The sequence below is a fragment of the Bradyrhizobium sp. T-1 genome (genome assembly GCF_053592855.1).
On the sequence record NZ_CM132115.1, the window covers coordinates 7,590,001 to 7,606,493 of the forward strand.

9 protein-coding genes, 2 tRNA genes, 2 rRNA genes, 1 pseudogene and 1 riboswitch (1 of these 15 running past the window's edge) are annotated in these 16,493 nt (G+C 62.4%); of the genes and pseudogenes, 6 read left to right on the forward strand and 8 right to left on the reverse strand.

The window, feature by feature from the left end:
- The 4 genes from ACWAT4_RS36295 to ACWAT4_RS36310 form a co-directional block, all read right to left on the reverse strand.
- Nucleotides 1–413: ribosomal RNA gene (locus ACWAT4_RS36295) — 23S ribosomal RNA — on the reverse strand (it extends 2,460 nt beyond the left edge of the window).
- 400 nt (nucleotides 414–813) lie between these two features.
- Nucleotides 814–889: transfer RNA gene (locus ACWAT4_RS36300), tRNA-Ala, on the reverse strand.
- 33 nt (nucleotides 890–922) lie between these two features.
- A tRNA-Ile gene (locus ACWAT4_RS36305) sits at nucleotides 923–999 on the reverse strand.
- A 186-nt stretch (nucleotides 1,000–1,185) separates the two neighbouring features.
- Nucleotides 1,186–2,672, reverse strand: a 16S ribosomal RNA gene (locus tag ACWAT4_RS36310).
- Together the 16S and 23S rRNA genes with 2 tRNA genes alongside form the textbook arrangement of a ribosomal RNA operon.
- A 10-nt stretch (nucleotides 2,673–2,682) precedes the next feature.
- On the opposite strand from ACWAT4_RS36310, the gene ACWAT4_RS36315 reads away from it, so the two are divergent.
- The 3 genes and pseudogenes from ACWAT4_RS36315 (at nucleotide 2,683) to ACWAT4_RS36325 (ending at nucleotide 7,491) form a co-directional block, all read left to right on the forward strand.
- Nucleotides 2,683–2,976, forward strand: a complete 294-nt coding sequence (locus ACWAT4_RS36315; RefSeq protein ID WP_143270136.1) for a hypothetical protein — start codon at nucleotides 2,683–2,685, stop codon at nucleotides 2,974–2,976.
- A 687-nt stretch (nucleotides 2,977–3,663) separates the two neighbouring features.
- Nucleotides 3,664–5,727, forward strand: coding sequence for a M23 family metallopeptidase (locus ACWAT4_RS36320; RefSeq protein WP_212297303.1), 2,064 nt, complete (start codon nucleotides 3,664–3,666; stop codon nucleotides 5,725–5,727).
- 145 nt (nucleotides 5,728–5,872) lie between these two features.
- A pseudogene (locus ACWAT4_RS36325) lies at nucleotides 5,873–7,491 on the forward strand (hypothetical protein).
- Between the two features lie 157 nt (nucleotides 7,492–7,648).
- Here ACWAT4_RS36325 and clpB read toward each other — a convergent pair.
- Nucleotides 7,649–10,288: an ATP-dependent chaperone ClpB gene (gene clpB / locus ACWAT4_RS36330; RefSeq protein ID WP_449729314.1), complete on the reverse strand. Its 2,640-nt coding sequence runs from the start codon at nucleotides 10,286–10,288 to the stop codon at nucleotides 7,649–7,651.
- Between the two features lie 243 nt (nucleotides 10,289–10,531).
- Here clpB and ACWAT4_RS36335 point away from each other — a divergent pair, with 243 nt between their 5' ends.
- The gene (locus tag ACWAT4_RS36335; protein ID WP_449729315.1) at nucleotides 10,532–11,320 is read left to right on the forward strand and encodes an MOSC domain-containing protein; all 789 of its coding nucleotides are present in this window, start codon (nucleotides 10,532–10,534) and stop codon (nucleotides 11,318–11,320) included.
- Nucleotides 11,321–11,523: 203 nt separating this feature from the next.
- On the opposite strand, the gene ACWAT4_RS36340 is transcribed toward ACWAT4_RS36335, so the two are convergent.
- Nucleotides 11,524–12,180 (reverse strand): TIGR02594 family protein, encoded by a 657-nt coding sequence (locus ACWAT4_RS36340; protein ID WP_212297306.1) that lies wholly within the window; start codon nucleotides 12,178–12,180, stop codon nucleotides 11,524–11,526.
- Between the two features lie 216 nt (nucleotides 12,181–12,396).
- Between ACWAT4_RS36340 and ACWAT4_RS36345 the strand changes: the two genes are divergently transcribed.
- On the forward strand, nucleotides 12,397–13,260 hold the full coding sequence (locus ACWAT4_RS36345) for an alpha/beta fold hydrolase (RefSeq protein WP_449729316.1): 864 nt from the start codon (nucleotides 12,397–12,399) through the stop codon (nucleotides 13,258–13,260).
- Nucleotides 13,261–13,363: 103 nt separating this feature from the next.
- Here ACWAT4_RS36345 and metW read toward each other — a convergent pair whose 3' ends face one another.
- Nucleotides 13,364–14,026 carry a methionine biosynthesis protein MetW gene (gene metW, locus ACWAT4_RS36350; RefSeq protein ID WP_449729317.1) on the reverse strand — a complete coding sequence of 221 codons (663 nt, stop codon included), beginning with the start codon at nucleotides 14,024–14,026 and terminating at the stop codon, nucleotides 13,364–13,366.
- A 15-nt stretch (nucleotides 14,027–14,041) separates the two neighbouring features.
- Nucleotides 14,042–15,259 carry a homoserine O-acetyltransferase MetX gene (gene metX / locus ACWAT4_RS36355; RefSeq protein ID WP_212297309.1) on the reverse strand — a complete coding sequence of 406 codons (1,218 nt, stop codon included), beginning with the start codon at nucleotides 15,257–15,259 and terminating at the stop codon, nucleotides 14,042–14,044.
- 93 nt (nucleotides 15,260–15,352) lie between these two features.
- Nucleotides 15,353–15,432, reverse strand: a riboswitch (SAM riboswitch).
- A 195-nt stretch (nucleotides 15,433–15,627) separates the two neighbouring features.
- On the opposite strand from metX, the gene ACWAT4_RS36360 reads away from it, so the two are divergent.
- Nucleotides 15,628–16,476 carry a chorismate mutase gene (locus tag ACWAT4_RS36360; RefSeq protein WP_212297310.1) on the forward strand — a complete coding sequence of 283 codons (849 nt, stop codon included), beginning with the start codon at nucleotides 15,628–15,630 and terminating at the stop codon, nucleotides 16,474–16,476.
- The last annotated feature ends 17 nt before the right edge of the window (nucleotides 16,477–16,493 follow it).

Genomic DNA, 16,493 nt, shown 5'->3' on the forward strand with positions numbered 1-16,493 from the left:
CCGGTTCCGATTGTCTTTGATGTATCACTGGCCTGGTCCGCGTTCGCTCGCCACTACTAACGGAGTCTCTGTTGATGTCCTTTCCTCCAGGTACTTAGATGTTTCAGTTCCCTGGGTTTGCTTGAAACCTCCTATGTATTCAGAAGTCTCATACCTTCTCTTGATAACCGGAAATCCAAAACCTCTTCGATCGAAATCTAAAGGCCTGGCTTCTCACATTATCTGATCGAACCCCACACCGATGTCTTTCGACAAAGGTCTTGGAGTTCCGGCTATCGAAGGTGGGTTTCCCCATTCGGAAATCCGCGGATCAAAGCTTCTTCGCAGCTCCCCACGGCTTATCGCAGCGTAGCACGTCCTTCATCGCCTCTCAGCGCCAAGGCATCCACCGAACACCCTTAAGGCACTTGATTGCTCTCATTATCAATGTCCACACACTCGGCAGAATGTTGTCTGTACGATCGCCAAGAGATCGAAATCTCTAAGGCGCGCGCCCTCGATGAACGCTACGTACAGCCGGACAATGATTAGAAAGACCAGCTTGCTTCGTAAGATCGTTCCGATAGCGAGGCGGTCAAGCTTCGCTAAAAGGATCATTTTACAACTCGCTGCCAACCTTGCGGTCAGCGACGAGCGCCGAAAATGATCCGGAGATAATGAAGGATCCGCGCAACAATCTGCTGCACGACCCAACTCGGATCGATCTCCTCTTTACGATGTCAGAAAACACGCATCTTGCTGTCTATCCAGACTAGCAGGATGCGAAGTGATGTTTCGCGGACGACGGTACAAGATCTCGGTGATCAAACCATCTGGTGGAGCCAGACGGGATCGAACCGACGACCTCATGCTTGCAAAGCACGCGCTCTCCCAGCTGAGCTATGGCCCCGTAACCAGAAGACGAATGCTCACTCGATGAGTGTGGTGGGCCTGGGAAGACTTGAACTTCCGACCTCACGCTTATCAAGCGCGCGCTCTAACCAACTGAGCTACAAGCCCCTAACGCATATCCCGTTAAGGACCCTGGAGCCTGCCGTTGCAGGCCCAGCGCGTGTTCGTCCGCGAAGAAAGAGAAACGTAGACGGCGAAATCCCGCCAATGGAGCTCAACGATCTGGCGATCTGTTGGCCCCTGATGTTTCTAAAACAGCTCGATAGAAGCAAGCTTCTGAAGAGCCATCCTTAGAAAGGAGGTGATCCAGCCGCAGGTTCCCCTACGGCTACCTTGTTACGACTTCACCCCAGTCGCTGACCCTACCGTGGCCGGCTGCCTCCTTGCGGTTAGCGCACCGTCTTCAGGTAAAACCAACTCCCATGGTGTGACGGGCGGTGTGTACAAGGCCCGGGAACGTATTCACCGTGGCGTGCTGATCCACGATTACTAGCGATTCCAACTTCATGGGCTCGAGTTGCAGAGCCCAATCCGAACTGAGACGGCTTTTTGAGATTTGCGAAGGGTCGCCCCTTAGCATCCCATTGTCACCGCCATTGTAGCACGTGTGTAGCCCAGCCCGTAAGGGCCATGAGGACTTGACGTCATCCCCACCTTCCTCGCGGCTTATCACCGGCAGTCTCCTTAGAGTGCTCAACTAAATGGTAGCAACTAAGGACGGGGGTTGCGCTCGTTGCGGGACTTAACCCAACATCTCACGACACGAGCTGACGACAGCCATGCAGCACCTGTGTTCCAGGCTCCGAAGAGAAGGTCACATCTCTGCGACCGGTCCTGGACATGTCAAGGGCTGGTAAGGTTCTGCGCGTTGCGTCGAATTAAACCACATGCTCCACCGCTTGTGCGGGCCCCCGTCAATTCCTTTGAGTTTTAATCTTGCGACCGTACTCCCCAGGCGGAATGCTTAAAGCGTTAGCTGCGCCACTAGTGAGTAAACCCACTAACGGCTGGCATTCATCGTTTACGGCGTGGACTACCAGGGTATCTAATCCTGTTTGCTCCCCACGCTTTCGTGCCTCAGCGTCAGTACCGGGCCAGTGAGCCGCCTTCGCCACTGGTGTTCTTGCGAATATCTACGAATTTCACCTCTACACTCGCAGTTCCACTCACCTCTCCCGGACTCAAGATCTTCAGTATCAAAGGCAGTTCTGGAGTTGAGCTCCAGGATTTCACCCCTGACTTAAAAACCCGCCTACGCACCCTTTACGCCCAGTGATTCCGAGCAACGCTAGCCCCCTTCGTATTACCGCGGCTGCTGGCACGAAGTTAGCCGGGGCTTATTCTTGCGGTACCGTCATTATCTTCCCGCACAAAAGAGCTTTACAACCCTAGGGCCTTCATCACTCACGCGGCATGGCTGGATCAGGGTTGCCCCCATTGTCCAATATTCCCCACTGCTGCCTCCCGTAGGAGTTTGGGCCGTGTCTCAGTCCCAATGTGGCTGATCATCCTCTCAGACCAGCTACTGATCGTCGCCTTGGTAGGCCATTACCCTACCAACTAGCTAATCAGACGCGGGCCGATCTTTCGGCGATAAATCTTTCCCCGTAAGGGCTTATCCGGTATTAGCACAAGTTTCCCTGTGTTGTTCCGAACCAAAAGGTACGTTCCCACGCGTTACTCACCCGTCTGCCGCTGACGTATTGCTACGCCCGCTCGACTTGCATGTGTTAAGCCTGCCGCCAGCGTTCGCTCTGAGCCAGGATCAAACTCTCAAGTTGGACTTGAACTTTGAACCGGCTGATCACAACGTTTGACGAGGTCCCACCATTATCGACCGAAGTCGATGTGCTGCCTGCGATTCACATCGCGGGCAACGATGGTGTTTCCTTTGAAACGTGTACCGCCGAAGTCTTTCGTCCGGTCTCGATCAGAAAAGCCGAAGCTTTTCAGAAGCGAGACCCGCAAGGACTCCGCCGTCCACGTTTCTCTTTCTTCATCTTCACTTGTCAAACAGCCCGGGACCGTGGAGGCCCCAACCTTCCGGAGTGGAAGGGTTCCGACACTCTTACCGACGTCGAATGACTCCAACCGATTGTGTCGGCTGTTGTGTCACTCAACAAGTTGAGGAGCATCAGTGGCGCGTTCGCTCGCCTTGGTCAGTGACCCGGCGGCGCCGCGCTCAGTGGTTGGGGTTATAGGCCCCGCCTTCCGGGCTGTCAACGCCAATCGTCAACAAATCGTCGCACAGTGGATTGGCGAAAAAATTCTAGCGATTCCAGTCAATTAGAGGGGCGCGGAGCGGCCGAGGGGAGGTCGGACCGTAAAAAATCTGAAAAAAAGTTTGGCCCGCCGGGGGCTCCGGAGGGGCTCCTGAGGGCCTCCGGCGGCGACTGGCGACGCCCCTCCCCGAGGCCCCTGCGCCCGGCCGTTCAGGAAACTTTTTCCATATTGGGCGCCGTACTAGAGCCACAATCCCGCGGCGTTCTGATAAGAGACAAGCTTGAATCGCAGGATGCCAGTGGGGGCTGCCTACGATTTTCATGGGGTCCAGAGAAGGCGATCTGATGATGACGCGGCCTTCTTCGGACATTCGAAAGACATCGAGAGACCTTCACCTGCCCTGCTGTTCGTAATTTCGGCCGGGCCTCATCCGGGGCCTACTGAGCGCGAACACCTGTGCGGCACGGCTTTTCCCGCGATGCCCCTGCAAGAGGGCAACCGGGGGGAGCTCGAAGCGAAGATTTTCGGGTCGTTGATGGGGGACTTGGGTTGAACCAGAGGACGTCACGCGGCGCTTACGGGCGTGAAACCGGGATCATCGATCTCGGCCACGAGCCGCCGCTGTCCGTCGATGGCTCCGAGGCCGCCGTCATCGATCGCCGTCGCGTCTCGGTGCAATGGTTCAGCGGCACAATTCTGACCGGACTCTGCGGCGCAGCCCTGATCGGCGGCGCCGTTTTCGCATCTCTCGACGGCGAAATGACCTTCGCCAAGGTGCCGGAGCGGGTCGAAGGCGCGCTGCGCGGGGCCTTCGGTGCCGCCGATCGCACCGTCACACTGCACAAAAGCGACCGCCTGCCGCCGCCGAACGACTCCACCGCCTCGCGCAACATCGTGCGCGTCTCGACGGTCGCCCGCGTCGGCAGCCGCGACGTGATGCGCGTGCGTCCCTTCGTCCGGATCGCCGGCAATCTGTCGATGACGACGAGCGATTTGTCGGCGAAGATCCCGCCGTTCAATGCCCAGCGTCTGCTCACCGACGTCGGCTCCGATCCGAAGACCGCCTCCGACGATCCGAACAATCCCGAGGCCGTCGAGCCCGACGCCGAGGTCTCCTTCGTCACCAAGGACCTCTCGCCGGTGCTGCCGAAGGCCAAGATTTCCGCGGTGGTGGCGCTCGATGACATCCTGATGCGGGTGCGCGACGCCGCAAATTGGCGCGGCAATGGCGGCGTACGCTACGCCTCGCTCGCCAACGCCACCGCCGACGTCTCCGGCGCGGCCGGCTCATCCGACATGAAGATGGCCTACGCCACTGAAGTGTCGCCGTCCGATCCCTATGCCGGTTTCGAGACCCGCGTGGTGCCGGAAAACGTCACGCTGCTGCCGAAGACCAAGGAACAGATCACCGGCGGCAATCCCAACGGCGAGCGCGTCCATGTCGTCAAGAAGGGCGACAGCGTCGGCTCCGTGCTGCGCGATCTCGGCGCGACGCCCGACGAAATCAAGGCGATCGCTGCGACCCTCGGTCCGCGCGGCCGCGACGGCGGCCTGAAGGAAGGCGAAAAGCTTCGCATCCTGATGGCGCCCGCAAGCCCCGGCGCGAGGCTGCAGCCCTATCGCGTCGTCGTCGCCAACGACACCGTGGTCGAGGCGATCGCGGCACTGTCCGATCTCGGCAAATACGTCGCGGTCGACGTCTCCAGCATGAACACCGTCGCCGACGCTACGGCCAACGCCAACAGCGAAGACGATGACGACGATGACGGCAGCGGCGTGCGGCTCTACCAGAGCATCTACGAGACCGCGATGCGCAACAAAGTGCCGATGCCGGTCATCGACGACATGATCAAGATCTACTCCTACGACGTCGATTTCCAGCGCAAGGTGCAGCCGGGCGATTCCTTCGACGTGTTCTACGCCGGCGAGGACGAGGGCTCGACGGCGGTCGACAAGAGCGAAGTGCTGTTCGCCTCGCTCACGGTCGGCGGCGAAACCAAGAAATATTATCGCTACCAGAGCCCCGACGACGGCGTCGTTGACTACTATGACGAGACCGGCAAGAGCGCGAAGAAGTTCCTGGTCCGCAAGCCCGTCAACAGCGCGATCATGCGCTCCGGCTTCGGCGGCCGCCGCCATCCGATCCTCGGCTATGTGAAGATGCACACCGGTGTCGACTGGGCCACCGCCTACGGCACGCCGATTTTCGCCGCCGGCAACGGCGTGATCGAAAAGGCCCAGCTCGAGGGCGGCTACGGCAAATATGTCCGCATCAAGCACAACAACGGCTATGAGACCGCCTACGGCCACATGTCGGCGTTCGCCAAGGGCATGGAGCCCGGCAAGAAGGTGCGGCAGGGCCAGGTCATCGGCTTCGTCGGCTCGACCGGCCAGTCGACCGGCCCGCATGTCCACTACGAAATTCTCGTCAACGGCCGCTTCGTCGACCCGATGCGCGTGAAACTGCCACGCGGCCGTTCGCTGGAAGGCCCGATGCTCGCCGGCTTCGAGAAGGAGCGCGACCGTCTCGACGGCATGATGAGCGGCCGGGGCGGCGCCATCGCCCGCATGTCGGACGCGACCGGCGGCCCGCTCCAGATCAGCAACCGCTGATTGGATCGCCGGCCGAATTCGAACCGGACATCTCCAAAAAAAGATGATCATGCCGCGACGTCATTTGGTCGCGCACAATTTCAAGTTTCGTTTGCCAAAGCGGCATGACGGGCGAATACTTTCCAAAAAATCGGGAGGTCTCGCCATGAATCACAGGTTCGCCTGCGCAGCTTTCGTCGCTGCAATTGTCTCGACCACGAGCGCATTTGCCGACAACTGGGAGGTCACCAAACTCGTCCCGGGCTCGGCGTTTCATGGCGTCCACGGGCTCGGAATCGACAAGGCCGGCCGTCTGTTTGCGGGCAGCGTCGCAGGTGCAGCGCTCTACGAAGTCGACATCGCCGGCGGCACCGCAAAGATTGCCATCCCGGCTCCTGTCGGCATGGCCGACGACATCGCATTCGCACCCGACGGCACCATGGCCTGGACCGGATTCCTCGCCGGCGACCTCTATGCGCGCAAGGGCGACGGCCCGATCAAGAAGCTGGCCAGCGGCCTGCCCGGCATCAACTCGCTCGCCTACCGCAAGGACGGCCGGCTCTACGCCACCACCGTTTTCCTCGGCGACACCCTCTATGAAATCGACGTCGAGGGCGTCAAACCGCCGCGTCAGATCATGGAGAGATGGGCGGTCTCAACGGCTTCGAGTTCGGTCCCGACGACAAGCTGTACGGTCCGCTCTGGTTCAAGGGGCAGGTCGCCAAGGTCGACGTCGACAAGGCCGAGCTGACGGTGGTTGCCGACGGCTTCAAGGTCCCGGCCGCGGTGAACTTCGATTCCAAGGGCAATCTCTGGGTTGTCGACACCGCGCTCGGCCAGCTCGTGCGCGTCGATCCCAAGTCCGGCACCAAAGCCATGGTCGCGCAACTGAAGCCGTCGCTGGACAATCTCGCCATCGACGACAAGGACCGCATCTACGTCTCCAACATGGCCGACAACGGCATCCAGGAGGTCGATCCGGTGACCGGTCTGGTGAAGCAGGTCATCATCGGCAAGCTCGCTTTGCCCGGCGGCATCGGTGTCACCTCGGACAACGGTAAGGATACGATCCACGTCGCCGACGTATTTGCCTATCGCACGGTGGACGGCGCGACCGGCGAGGTCTCCGAAAAGGCGCGCATGCACGCCGACGGCGTCACCCTCGAATATCCGATGAGCGCGACCGCGAAGGGCAACGACGTCATCCTGTCGAGCTGGTTCACCGGCACGGTCCAGGTAATCGACGGCAAGACCGGCGCCACGCGCGACATGCTGCACGGCTTCAAGGCGCCGCACGACGCGATCGTGCTCTCCGACGGCAGTATTTTGGTGGCCGAGCTCGGCACCAAATCGCTTGTCCGCGTCAGCGGCGAGCATGGCAAGGACCGCGCCACGGTGGTCGGTGGTCTCGAGGGCCCGGTCGGGCTCGTCGGCGGATCGGGCGACGAGGTCTACGTCACCGAAGCCTTTGCCGGCACCGTCTCCAGGATCGACAAGAACGGCGAGAAGACCGTGCTCGCCAAAGAGTTGAAAATGCCCGAAGGCCTGGCCCGAGGCAGCGACGGCAGATTGATCGTGGCGGAGGTCGGCGCCAAGCGCCTGATCGAGATCGCACCCGACAGCGGCACGGTCACCGAGATCGCGGCCAATCTTCCGATCGGCCTGATCGGCGCGCCGGGCGGCCTGCCCAGCAATATCCCGACAGGAGTCGCCGTCGGCGCCTCCGGCGTCATCTATTTCAGCTCCGACATCGAGAACGCGATCTACAAGGTCGTGAGGAAGTAAGGCTTGACGCCTTGAGGCCCGACTAACGCCCCACGCGGGGTCGTTCCCTCTCCCCTTGTGGGGGAAGGAACGGAGAGAGCATCGCGCCAACGAAAAAAATCGCCCCGGAGAGAACGACCTCTCCGGGGCGATTTTATTTCGCGATGCGCGCTGGCGCTCAGTTCAGCTTGCGCTTCGACGCCGGGGCCTCGAACTGGGCAATCTCCGCGGTCTGCTGTGCCTTGCCGTTGAAGGTCAGCACATTGCCTTCGGACGAGATCGCGACCGTGTCGCCATCCCTGACGTCGCCGGCCAGGATCATCTCGGCGAGCGGATCCTGGAGGTAGCGCTGGATCACCCGCTTCAGCGGCCGGGCGCCGTAGGCAGGATCCCAGCCCTTGGCGGCGAGCCAATCGCGCCCCAAGGCGTCGAGCGTCAGCACGATCTTGCGATCGGTCAGCAGCTTCTGCAGCCGCGCGAACTGGATCTCGACGATCCGGCCCATCTCGCTCCGCTGCAAGCGGTGGAACAGGATGATCTCGTCGACGCGGTTGAGAAATTCGGGACGGAAATGCCCGCGCACCATCCCCATCACCTGCTCGCGCACGGCTGAGGTGTCTTCGCCCTCGGGCTGGTTCACCAAAAATTCCGAACCGAGGTTCGAGGTCATGATGATCAGCGTGTTGCGGAAATCGACGGTGCGGCCTTGGCCATCGGTCAGGCGGCCGTCATCGAGCACCTGCAACAGGACGTTGAAGACGTCAGGATGCGCTTTCTCGATCTCGTCGAACAGCACGACCTGGTAAGGCCGCCGCCGCACGGCTTCGGTGAGGGCACCGCCCTCGTCATAACCGACATAGCCCGGAGGCGCGCCGATCAGCCGCGACACCGAGTGCTTCTCCATGTATTCGGACATGTCGAGGCGAACCATCGCGGTCTCGTCGTTGAAGAGGTACTCGGCGAGCGCTTTCGTCAGCTCGGTCTTGCCGACGCCGGTGGGCCCTAAGAACATGAACGAGCCGGTCGGCCGGTTCGGGTCCTGCAGGCCCGCACGCGAGCGGCGCACGGCGGTCGCGACCGCACGCACGGCCTCGGCCTGGCCGACGACGCGCTGCCCGAGCTGCTCCTCCATCTTCAGGAGCTTCTCCTTCTCGCCCTCCAGCATCTTGTCGACCGGCACGCCGGTCCAGCGGGAAACCACCTGCGCGATGTGGTTGGCGGTCACCGCCTCCTCCATCATCTCGCCGGAACTCTCCTTGGCCTCGATATCGGCAAGCTGCTTCTCGAGCTGTGGGATCCGGCCATAGGCCAGCTCGCCGGCCTTCTGGAATTCGCCGCGTCGCTGGGCGTTCGCCAGTTCGACGCGCAAGCTGTCGAGCTCGGCCTTCAGCTTCTGGGCGTCGGAGAGCTTGCTCTTCTCCGCGCTCCAGCGCGCGGTCAGCGCTGCCGACTTCTCCTCGAGTTCGGCAAGATCCTTCTCGAGCGTCTGAAGCCGGGCCTTGGAGCCGAGGTCGCTTTCCTTCTTGAGGGCCTCCTGCTCGATCTTGAGCCGGATAATCTCGCGATCGAGCGAATCCAGCTCCTCCGGCTTGGAATCGACCTGCATCTTCAGCCGCGCAGCCGCCTCATCCATGAGGTCGATGGCCTTGTCGGGCAGGAAGCGATCGGTGATGTAGCGGTTGGACAAGGTCGTCGCGGCCACGAGCGCGGAATCGGTGATCCGCACGCCGTGGTGCTGCTCGTACTTGTCCTTCAGGCCGCGCAGGATCGAGATGGTGTCCTCGACCGAGGGCTCGCTGACGAAGATCGGCTGGAAGCGCCGCGCCAATGCCGCGTCCTTCTCGACGTGCTTCTGATACTCGTCGAGCGTGGTCGCGCCGATGCAGTGCAGCTCGCCGCGGGCGAGCGCCGGCTTCAGCAAATTGGACGCGTCCATCGCGCCGTCGCCCTTGCCCGCGCCAATCAGCGTGTGCATTTCGTCGATGAACAGGATGAAATTGCCTTCGCTGCCGGTCACCTCCTGGAGCACGGCCTTCAGCCGCTCCTCGAACTCGCCGCGATATTTCGCACCCGCGATCAGCGCACCGAGGTCGAGCGAGAGCAGTTTCTTGTCCTTGAGGCTCTCGGGCACGTCACCATTGACGATGCGCAGCGCCAGCCCTTCCGCGATGGCGGTCTTGCCGACGCCGGGCTCGCCGATCAGGACGGGATTGTTCTTGGTCCGGCGCGAAAGCACCTGGATGGTGCGACGGATTTCCTCGTCGCGGCCAATGACCGGGTCGAGCTTGCCGTCGCGCGCGGCCTGGGTCAGGTCGCGGGCATATTTCTTCAGCGCGTCATAGGCGTTCTCGGCGGTCGCGGAATCCGCGGTACGGCCCTTGCGCAGCGCCTCGATCGCGGCGTTGAGGTTTTGCGGGGTGACACCGCCCTTGTTGAGGATCACGCCGGCCTCGCTGGTCTTCTCCAGCGTGAGACCGAGCAGCAGCCGCTCCACGGTGACGAAGCTGTCGCCGGCCTTCTCGCCGGCCTTTTCGGCCGCATCGAAGGTACGGGCGAGCTCGGGCGCCAGATAGATCTGGCCGGCACCGCCGCCACTGACCTTCGGCACCTTGTTGAGGGCGTCCTCGGTCGCCTTCAGGATCGCGCGGGAATTACCGCCGGCGCGGTCGATCAGACCGGCAGCCAGCCCCTCATTGTCATCCAGCAGCACTTTCAGGACGTGCAGGGTGGAAAACTGCTGATGCCCCTCGCGCACCGCAAGCGACTGCGCGGACTGGATGAAGCCCCTGGAGCGTTCGGTATACTTCTCGATATTCATAGCTTTTCTGTCCCTCGGCCTGCCCATGGGGCCCTCTCAGGCACCCCAAACGGCATCTTCATTGGGTTTCCGCCGGTCGCGTTGACGTTCCTCAACACGGCAAGCGGTCGTTATCAGCCGGCGCTGGCGCCGGCCTGACCCAGATGTGGGAAGGGCGTCCTCGGATCGGAAGAGGCGAGTTCACAATTTCGTGCGCTGACCGGCCGGCTTGGCGGGTGCGAGCCGAATCCCTTAAGTAGCCGCATGACAGCCAGCCATACCGCCGAAATCACCGGCCTTTACCGCTACCCGATTAAGGGCCTGACGCCCGAGCCTCTGCCTCGGGTCTCCTTGCGAACCGGCCAGCCCCTGCCCGCCGACCGCCGTTACGCCATCGAGAACGGCCCGAGCGGCTTCGATCCCGAGGCACCCAGCTGGAAGCCGAAAATCCAGTTTCTGATGCTGGCACGAAACGAGCGGCTGGCCTCGCTCGACAGCCGGTTCGACGATGCGAGCAACCGCCTGACCATCCGCAAGGACGGCCAGATCGTCGCCAGCGGCGATCTGGAGACCGCGGACGGCCGCGCTGCCATCGAACGCTACTTCACGGAGAATTTCCAACCGGAGCTGAAAGGGCCGCCGAAGGTGCTGTCCGGGCGCGACCACAGCTTTTCCGATGTCGACCGCAAGGTCGTGTCCATCGTCAATCTCGACAGCGTCCGTGCCATCGAGACCATGCTCGGCGGCAAAGCGGTCAATCCTCTGCGCTTCCGCGCCAATCTCTACGTGACGGGCTGGCCGGCCTGGTCGGAGCTCGACCTGGTCGGCCAGACGCTCGCAATCGGGCAGGCCCGGCTGAACGTGGTCAAGCGCATTGTCCGCTGCCCGGCCACAAATGTAGACCCGGTGACGGCCAAGCGCGATCTCGAGATACCCCCGACGCTGTCACGCCATCTCGGCCACATGAATTGCGGCATCTATGCCGAGGTGATCGCCGATGGCGAGATCGACGTGGGGGATGCGGTTGCGGTGGAAGAGCCGAGATTGGTGTGAGCCTTGTTCGCCGTCCCGGACAAGCGCACCCAAAGCGCGCGCCGATCCGGGACCCATAGCCACAGAGAGTGGTTTGGCGAAGACTCGTGGTTATCAACTCGCACAACAACGCAAGCCTGTGGTGATGGGTCCCGGATCTGCGCTGACGCTTGTCCGGGACGATGATCTTGTTTGACGCAAGGGCACCCCTCGCATCTCTCAACTCAATTCGGCATCACATAGGCATAGACGCGGCCGCGCGAGATCGGCGCCTCGCGAACGCGATTGCCGTTGTTGCCGGAGATCATGATCGGATTCCCCTGCGCGTCGATCCCGGTGATGATGCCGACGTGACCGCCACGCCGGCCACGCGACATCACGGCGATGGCGCCGACCTGCGGACCGGAGACGCGCGTGCCGTAATGTGCGAACGAGCTCGCCATGTCCGAGCCGGTGCCCTGATGGCCGGTATGCTGCAGCACCATGTTCATGAAGCGCGCGCACCACAGGCTGCCGCGCCCGGTCGGATTGCCGCCGATATAGCGGCGCGCCTCGGACACGAGGCCCGATCCGCCGCCGAAGCCGCTGCTCGCAGCCATGCCGTCATTGGCGGTGCCGCTATTGGCATTCGGATTGTAGCTGGCCTGCGTGTCGGCAAAGCCGCTCGCCCGCAACTGCGCCGCGCCACGTTCGAAGCGCGAGCTGCGTGCATGGTGGCGATAATGATGATGCCTGGCGTGATGCACGTAACCGTGCCGCTCTGCGCTATGACGATGATGCGGCCGCGCTGAGGCCGGAGAAACAAACACGGCAACCGCCGCGAAGAAAATCGCCAGCGCGACAACACAACGCGACAGGCGAGACGCAAACAACTCAACCATACTTCATCCTCGTTGACACCCCCACTTCCCAAGTCGACCCGTGCGGTGGCCGACATCGAAAAGGCCGTTAAGCCGGACGATGTGGCAAGAAAAAGACGCCGTGCGGGCGAATAGCTGCGATGATTTTGTGTTGATGCTCGCGGGATGCTGCCGCATTGCGGACACCAGCATTAACTGCAATCCTGCAAAGGCGGCTTGAAGAGAGGGAAACGGTTAATGCCCCACGCCACGACCAGGGACGACGTCCGCATCTATTTCGAAGAAGCGGGTCAGGGAACGCCGATTATCTTTTTGCACGAGTTCGCGGCCGACTACACCAATTGGGAGCCGCAGATGCGCTACTTCTCGCGCAGCCACCGTTGCATCACTTATTCGGCGCGCGGCTACACACCGTCGGACGTGCCGGATGGCGAGGTCTACACCTTCGAGCATTTCTACACCGACGCGCTAGCGGTGCTCGATCATCTCAAGGTCGAACGCGCGCATCTCGTCGGTCTGTCGATGGGCGCTTACTCATCGCTCCAGATCGGATTGAACGCGCCACAGCGCACGCTGTCGATGACGCTTGCCGGCGTCGGCTCAGGCTCGGAGCTCGAGAATTTGGAGGCCTGGCGCAAGCAGTGCCGCGCCAACGCAGAGCAGTTCGAGACGCTCGGCTCCGCCGAGGTCGCAAAAGTCACGCGCGAGGCGCCGAGCCGGATTCCCTTCCTGGGGAAAGACCCGCGCGGCCACGCCGATTTCTACGCCGCGCTGGCGCGGCACGATGCCAGGGGGTCGGCGAACACGATGCGCGGCTTCCAGGGCCGCCGCCCCTCGATCTACACCATGACGGATGCGATCAAGGCCGCGGCGACGCCGGCGCTGATCATCTGCGGCGACGAGGACGATCCCTGCGTCGGGGCGAGCCTGTTCTTGAAGAAGCATCTCCCGGCCGCGGGGCTGGCGATGTTTCCAAAGTCCGGCCATGTGCTCAATCTCGAAGAGCCCGCATTGTTCAACGAGAGCGTGGAGCGGTTCGTGACGCTGGTGGAGGCGGGCCGTTGGCCGGTGCGCGATCCGAGGTCGCTGGCGGCGCATTAGGGCAAAGTCGCAGCCAAGTATTCCGTCATTGCGAGCGCAGCGAAGCAATCCCCCTCCGCGGAAGAACTCTGGATCGCTTCGCTGCGCTCGCAATGACGAGAGACTATTTTTCGCCACCGCGGCTCAGCAAGAACACGCCCTGCTCGCCGAACAGATTCCACACCCACCATGGCAATCGCAGCCGCAGCGGACGGCCGTAGAGGTCGAGCGCCTCGGCGCGCTCCATCTTGACGTGGATTTCGTCGCAGAGCTCGACGAAGTCCTTGATGGTGCAGAAATGGATATTGGCGGTGTCGTACCAGCTGGCGGGCAGATTCTCCGTGCGCGGCATGTGGCCGCCGATCAGGAGTTGGAGCCGCATTCGCCAGAAGCCAAAATTCGGAAACGAGACGATGGCGCGGCGGCCGATGCGCAAGAGATTCTCCAGTACGACCTTCGGCTGCCGCGTGGCCTGGAGCGTCTGCGACAGGATCACGTAGTCGAAGGCATCGTCGGGATAGTTGACGAGGTCGGTATCGGCATCGCCCTGCACCACCGCGAGGCCCTTGGCGACGCAGCGGTTGACGCCTTCACGCGACAGCTCGATGCCGCGGCCGTCGATGCCGCGGGTCTCCAGCAGCTGAAGCAGATCGCCCTCGCCGCAGCCGACATCGAGCACTTTCGAGCCCGGCTTGACCATTTCGGCGACCAGCAGATGGTCGGCGCGAAACGGGCCGGACTGCTCCGACGCGAGGCCATTGAGCGGCAGCACTTCCTGTACAGACATCGCGAGCCGTCCTTGTCAGTCGTTCTTGACGCTGAGCCCGCGCGCCTTGCCGGCCGATTGCAGGAAGGCGCGGGCGATATCGAAGAATTCGGGCACATCGAGCAGGAAGGCGTCGTGGCCGCGATCGGTCTCGATCTCCGCGAACGACACCCGCGCGCTCGACGCATTGAGCGCGTGCACAAGCGCGCGTGATTCCGAGGTCGGGAACAGCCAGTCGCTGGTGAAGGAGACGACGCAGAAGCGCGTCTCGATCCCGGCGAACGCTTTCGCCAGCACGCCGCCGTGGTCGCCGGCGATGTCGAAATAATCCATCGCGCGTGTGAGATAGAGATAGGAGTTGGCATCGAAGCGCTCGACAAAAGACGAGCCCTGGTAACGCAGATAAGATTCGACCTGGAAGTCGGCGTCGAACGAGAAGGTCGGCAGGTCGCGGTCCTGCATGCGGCGGCCGAACTTCCGATGCAGCGCGGCGTCCGAAAGATAGGTGATGTGCGCGGCCATGCGCGCGACCGCGAGGCCGCGATGCGGATGGATGCCCCGATCGGCGTAGGCGCCGTTGTGCCAGTCTGGATCGGCCATCACGGCCTGACGGCCGAGCTCGTGGAAGGCGATGTTCTGCGCCGAATGCCGCGTCGAACAGGCGATCGCGAGTGCGGAGTAGACTCGCGTCGGGTAGGCCGCGGTCCATTGCAGCACTTGCATGCCGCCCATCGAGCCGCCGACCACTGCAAACAGCGTGTCGATGCCGAGCCGGTCGATCAGCATCGCCTGCGCGCGCACCATGTCGGGGATGGTGATGACGGGGAAATCCAGGCCCCACACCTTGCCGGTCGCGGGATTGATCGAGGCAGGGCCGGTCGAGCCCATGCAGCCGCCGATCACGTTGGAGCAGATGATGAAGTAGCGGCTGGGATCGAGCGGCCGGCCGGGGCCGACCAGCGTCTCCCACCAGCCGGACTTGCCGGTGACGGGATGCACGTTGGCGACGTGCTGATCACCCGTCAGCGCATGGCAGATCAGCACCGCATTGGAGCGATCGGCGTTGAGCTCGCCATAGGTCTTGTAGGCGATCTGGAACGGGGAGAGATCGATGCCGCAATCGAGCCGCAGCGGCTGCTCGGCGCCGAACTGCGCGACCTCTGAACTGGGATGATCGACCTCATGCGACCGATCGTCGGCACTGATCGCGGGACTTGGGATCGTAGGACTTGGGACAGACTTGACGCCAACCATCTCTGACCATCGACCTCGTTTGCGATCGGACTTCAGATCGCGACTGACATCAGGCCATGAAAAACCCGGCCTGAACGATAGGTTCGGCCGGGATCGGAAGCGTCCCCGGCCTGTTTAGCGAATTTTTTAACGTGGCTGCAAGCCGGCCGGCTCAAATGACCACGGAACAGGCAAAAACCTACTGTCTTGGGCGCTTTTCGTCAAGTCACGGTCCGGACGAGGCAAAACAGTCTCTCAATGCGCATCCTCGCAGGGCGTCATTTCTCTTTGCTTTCGCCGCCGTGACTGCCTAATCAAGACATTATCCGCAGTGGATCCGGCTCGCCCGATCCGCATTGGAACAGCCCTTACAACAGCACCTCGCAGATATGTCCCAACGTCCGCCCGCGCCACCATCGCTCCAGGAATTGCGCAAGGAGATCGACGCGATCGACGAGGGCATGCATCGCCTGCTGATGCAGCGCGGCGACATCATCGACCGCCTGATCCAGGTGAAACAGACCCAGGAGGTCGGCTCGGCGTTCCGTCCGGCGCGCGAGGCCGCGATGATGCGCGACATCGTGCAGCGCCATCGCGGCATCCTGCCGCTCGACACGGTCGAGAGCATCTGGCGCGTCATCATCTCGACCTTCACCTATGTCCAGGCGCCGTTCTCCGTGCATGCCGACATCTCGGTGAGCGAGCCAGCAATGCGTGATTCCGTGCGCTTCCATTTCGGCTTCACGGTTCCTTATGTCGCGCATTTCAGCGCGCAGGCCGCGGTCGAGGCGGTGGCGAAGTCCAAGGGCGATCTGGCGCTGGTCTCGGCGACCTCGAGCCGCACGCCGTGGTGGCTGGAGCTGGAAGCGGACGGCGCGCCGAAGATCATCGCGCGGATGCCTTTCGTCGAGCGCGCCGACCATCCGGCCGCGCTGCCCGTGTTCGCGATCTCGCGTGTCGCCGACAGCGCCGTGGTGACGGAGGTCGAGACCTTCAGCGTGCGCGTGTCCGGCTGGAACGCCGAGGTCGCGCGGGCGCTGTCGCCGCTGGCCGAGATCGTGGCGGTGCCCGATACCGCCTTCGACGGCGCGGCCCTGCTGATCTCGGTCACGAGCGCCACCAGCATCGACAAAATCAGGGCTGCCCTGATCGAAGCGGGGGCCTCCGTGCGCTCCACGGCCCTCGTCGGCAGCCACGCAACGCGCTATACGGTGCCCCCGACCGGGTCGAAATCGTAGATCGCGAACCGCTTAAA

Excerpts from the sequence above, each read along its gene's own strand:
- clpB (WP_449729314.1), bottom strand. The coding sequence starts at position 10,288 with ATGAATATCGAGAAGTATACCGAACGCTCCAGGGGCTTCATCCAGTCC.
- ACWAT4_RS36335 (WP_449729315.1), top strand. The coding sequence starts at position 10,532 with ATGACAGCCAGCCATACCGCCGAAATCACCGGCCTTTACCGCTACCCG.
- ACWAT4_RS36340 (WP_212297306.1), bottom strand. The coding sequence starts at position 12,180 with ATGGTTGAGTTGTTTGCGTCTCGCCTGTCGCGTTGTGTTGTCGCGCTG.
- ACWAT4_RS36345 (WP_449729316.1), top strand. The coding sequence starts at position 12,397 with ATGCCCCACGCCACGACCAGGGACGACGTCCGCATCTATTTCGAAGAA.
- metW (WP_449729317.1), bottom strand. The coding sequence starts at position 14,026 with ATGTCTGTACAGGAAGTGCTGCCGCTCAATGGCCTCGCGTCGGAGCAG.
- metX (WP_212297309.1), bottom strand. The coding sequence starts at position 15,259 with ATGGTTGGCGTCAAGTCTGTCCCAAGTCCTACGATCCCAAGTCCCGCG.
- ACWAT4_RS36360 (WP_212297310.1), top strand. The coding sequence starts at position 15,628 with ATGTCCCAACGTCCGCCCGCGCCACCATCGCTCCAGGAATTGCGCAAG.